The sequence below is a fragment of the Diaphorobacter sp. J5-51 genome (genome assembly GCF_001023515.1).
GTDB classification, from domain to species: Bacteria; Pseudomonadota; Gammaproteobacteria; order Burkholderiales; family Burkholderiaceae_C; genus Diaphorobacter; species Diaphorobacter nitroreducens.
The window spans coordinates 1-3,490 of record NZ_JSYI01000050.1 but is presented as its reverse complement, the minus strand read 5'-3'; the positions used below and the strand labels follow the sequence as shown (position 1 = coordinate 3,490).

The window sequence follows — 3,490 nt, the reverse complement described above, 5'->3', positions numbered from 1 at the left end:
ACTCGTGCCATACTTGGCCTCATGCGGTTGAATTTCCTATCCGTCGCCCCTCCGTTCGACCAACTGCCCGAGTTCACCTGGCAGGACGTCTTCGACCGCTACCAGCCCGTCGTGATCTCGCTCCTCGGCGCCGGCTGCATCATCCTCGCACTTGCCATCGGGCTCGCCCGACGCAACCGCCAACTGGACCGGTCCAACCGTCAGGCCCGACATCTGGCGGTAGCGATGAAGCTCGAGCGCGAGCGACTGGACAACGTGATCGCCGCCACACAGGTCGGCACCTGGGAGTGGACGATCCCGACCGGCGAACTCCAGATCAATCGGCGCTGGGCCGAGATGCTGGGCTACACCCCCGAGGAGCTCGCCCCCGTCACCATCGAGACCTGGCACAGGCTCACCCACTCCGACGACCAGATCGCCATCAAGCGCAAGCTGCGGGCCCATTTCGCCGGCGAGGTGCCGGGTTTCCGCCACGACATCCGGATGCGGCACAAGGACGGACACTGGGTCTGGATCCACTCCTGCGGCAGCGTGATCACCAGCGCACGCGACGGCTCGCCGCAGCTGATGGCGGGCACGCATGAGGACATTACCGAGCGCAAGCAGTCGGAAGACGCGCTGCGCCTGTCTGCCAGCGTGTTCCAGAACAGCTACGAGGCCATCCTGATCACCGATGCGGACAACCGCATCGTGGACGTCAATCCCTCATTCACCCGCATCACCGGCTACGCGCGCGAGGAGGTGCTGGGCCAGAACCCGTCCATCCTCAGCTCGGGCAAACAATCGCGCGACTTCTACACGCAGCTGTGGCGCAGCCTGCAGACCACCGACCACTGGCGTGGCGAGGTCTGGAACCGACGCAAGAACGGCGAGCTGTTTGCGGAATCGCTGTCCATCACCCGCGTGCTCGACGACAACGGCAGGCTGGTCCATCACGTGGCGGTCTTCTCGGACGTCAGCCGCCTGAAGGCGCATGCAGAGGAGCTCGACCGCATCGCCCACTTCGATCCGCTGACTGGCGTGCCCAACCGTCGCCTGCTGGAGGACCGTCTGCGCCAGGCCATTGCTCACGCCGACCGCAGCCGCAGGCAGCTGGCCGTTTGCCTGCTCGACCTCGACGGCTTCAAGCCGATCAACGACCAGTATGGCCACGAGGCGGGCGACCAACTGCTCGTGGAGATCGTCGACCGCCTGCAGACGATGCTGCGCTCGGTGGATACCATTGCCCGCCTCGGTGGTGACGAGTTCGTGATCCTGCTCGGAGACCTCGACAGCCACAGCGTCTTCGACCGCATCCTGGAAGCGGTCAGCGAACCCGTCCAGTTGCGCGACGACAGCGTGGCGGTGTCGGCCAGCATCGGGGTCGCGCTGTATCCGGACGACCGGGTCGATGCCGACACCCTGCTGCGTCATGCGGATCAGGCGATGTATCTCGCAAAGCAGCGCGGTCGCAACTGCGTGCAGGTCTTCGACTCCAGCGTCGAGGCCTCGCTGCGCCAGAAGCAGGAACTGCTGCGCCGGCTGGCGCAGGCTCTCGAGCAGGGCGAGTTCGTGCTCCACTTCCAGCCCAAGGTCGACATGTTCGAGCGCCGGCCGGTAGGCGCCGAGGCCCTGGTGCGCTGGAACCATCCCGAAGTCGGACTGCGCCCCCCCGCCGACTTCCTGCCTGCACTCGAAGGCAACGAACTCGAGATCACGCTGGGCGAATGGGTCATCCGCACGGCGCTCGAGCAGGTCGCCAACTGGCGCGCGGCGGGTCTCGACCTGCCCGTGGCCGTCAACATCAGTGCGCGCCATCTGCTCAAGGCGAACTTCGTCGCCGACCTGAAGGCGATGCTCGACGAACATCCGGACATCGCGCCCGACCGGCTCGAACTCGAGATCGTCGAGTCGACCGCGATCACCGACATGAATGCGGCGCTCGATGTGCTGACGGCCTGTCGCGCACTGGGCGTGCGGCTCGCCCTTGATGATTTCGGCACCGGGTACGCCTCGCTGGCCTACTTCCGCCGCCTGCCGGTCGACCTGCTCAAGATCGATCGCAGCTTCGTGCGCGACATGCTGTCCGACGCCGACGACCGCGCGATCGTGCTCAGCGTGGTCCATCTGGCCCAGGCGTTCGACCGCCAGGTGATTGCCGAGGGCGTCGAGACCATGGATCATGCCGAGGCCCTGATCGAGATCGGCTGCCGGCTCGGCCAGGGCTATGGCATCGCGCGGCCGATGCCCGCAGCGCACATCCCCGGCTGGATCGTCTGGTACACCGCCGCAACCGGCGAGGCCGCTGCGGAGCACGGCTGACCCCCTGCCCACGCGCTTTCCAACCGAATGAAACTGCTCTCCTGGTCGCACCGCCTTGGCAATGGACATACCCTGCGCGGCCACCATTCGCCGCCATCGGGCCGACCGGTGATCCATTTCCTGCATGGCAACGGCTATTGCGGCCTCACCTATGCACCAATGCTCGAACGCCTGTCCGAACGCTTCGATCTCTTCCTGTCGGACGTAAGAGTACTTGTGGCGTCCCCTTGAAATCTACACACCAGGGCACCACATCGCAATTGTTTCCAAGCACCTGCAACGATTGAGCAGCGAACTAACGGTAGTGTGCGGTGGGCTGTGAAAACCGCCCAGCGAGACGTCTTCGCGCTCGACGAGTTGGCGGCCTATTTAAGGAAGGTCTGAACAACTCCGCCCCATTGCGCGACAATGCCTCACCGTGATCGGGGTGAGTGCGATGCAGCTGTCGTTCGGTGATGCCGAGGGTCTGGGGAGCCGCAAGCGCACGCGGCGCGAGGTGTTTTTGGCGGAGATGGAGCAGGTGGTGCCGTGGCAGGCGCTGCTGGGTCTGATCGAGCCGCACTACCCGAAGATGGGCCGTCCCGGTCGCCAGCCCTATCCGTTGGCGACGATGCTGCGCATCCACTTCCTGCAGCAGTGGTATGCGCTCAGCGACCCGGCGATGGAAGAAGCCTTGTACGACACGCCGGTGATGCGCCGCTTCGCGCAGTTGGGCGGGCTTGCCGACATCCCGGACGAGACGACGATCCTCAACTTCCGCCGGCTGTTGGAGACGCACGGGCTGGCCGAGAAGCTCTTCGAGCAGGTCAACGCCCATCTTCAGCGCAAGGGCCTGAGCCTGCGCAGTGGCACGATCGTGGATGCCACGATCATCAGTGCGCCGAGCTCGACCAAGAACAAGGCGGGCGAGCGCGATCCGGCGATGCACCAGACCAAGAAGGGCAACCAGTGGTTCTTCGGGATGAAGGCGCACATCGGCGTGGATGACGCGTCCGGTCTGGTGCACCACGTGGAATGCACGGCGGCGAACGTGGCCGACGTGACGCAGGTGTACAAGCTGCTGCACGGCCGGGAAGACACGGTGTGCGGCGACAGCGGCTACACGGGTGCCGAGAAGCGCGAGGAGCTGCAGGACGTGGACGCTACCCAAACAATCGCCGCAGAATACTGTGCATTTGTACAGTATTCA

General features: G+C 65.1%; 3 protein-coding genes. All 3 read left to right on the top strand.

Annotated features, from left to right (window positions below; all coding sequences use genetic code 11):
- The first annotated feature begins 21 nt into the window (after window positions 1–21).
- On the top strand, window positions 22–2,301 hold the full coding sequence (locus tag OX89_RS07335; RefSeq protein ID WP_199856224.1) for a bifunctional diguanylate cyclase/phosphodiesterase: 2,280 nt from the start codon (window positions 22–24) through the stop codon (window positions 2,299–2,301).
- 27 nt (window positions 2,302–2,328) lie between these two features.
- Complete coding sequence (locus tag OX89_RS18115) at window positions 2,329–2,532, top strand: alpha/beta fold hydrolase (protein ID WP_199856223.1); 204 nt, start codon at window positions 2,329–2,331, stop codon at window positions 2,530–2,532.
- Between the two features lie 205 nt (window positions 2,533–2,737).
- A partial coding sequence (locus OX89_RS07330) for an IS5 family transposase (RefSeq protein WP_047350115.1) occupies window positions 2,738–3,490 on the top strand: 753 nt, incomplete at its 3' end.

What these genes read in the sequence shown, in the direction of transcription:
- OX89_RS07335 (WP_199856224.1), top strand. Translation starts at nt 22, where the DNA reads ATGCGGTTGAATTTCCTATCCGTCGCCCCTCCGTTCGACCAACTGCCC.
- OX89_RS18115 (WP_199856223.1), top strand. Translation starts at nt 2,329, where the DNA reads ATGAAACTGCTCTCCTGGTCGCACCGCCTTGGCAATGGACATACCCTG.